Origin of the sequence: Mesorhizobium sp. M8A.F.Ca.ET.208.01.1.1 (assembly GCF_004791315.1) — a bacterium.
GTDB lineage: Bacteria > Pseudomonadota > Alphaproteobacteria > Rhizobiales > Rhizobiaceae > Mesorhizobium.
The window spans coordinates 1-278 of the sequence record NZ_SRUT01000451.1; the positions used below are offsets into that span (position 1 = coordinate 1).

Here is a 278-nt window from a genome sequence, read left to right on the forward strand (position 1 = left end):
CCACAAGCCGGAACTCGGCATCAAGGACCCCTACGAGCTCAATGAGGACCAGTACAAGGCGGCGCTTGAGCTGCTGCGCACCCAGCGCACGCTGGTCGGCCGCTACTGGCATGATGCCGCGATCCAGGTCGACGACTTCCAGAACGAGGGCGTGGTTGCATCCGGCTCCTGGCCCTATCAGGTCAACACGCTGGTCGCCGCCAAGAAGCCCGTCGCCTCGACCGTGCCGGAAGAGGGCGTCACCGGCTGGGCCGACACCACAATGATGGAAGCCGACG

The 278-nt window shown here is 65.5% G+C and carries 1 pseudogene; it reads left to right on the top strand.

Annotation, left to right across the window (positions count from 1 at the left end):
* Window positions 1–278 (top strand): annotated as a pseudogene (locus EN851_RS36045) (spermidine/putrescine ABC transporter substrate-binding protein); the annotation flags it as partial.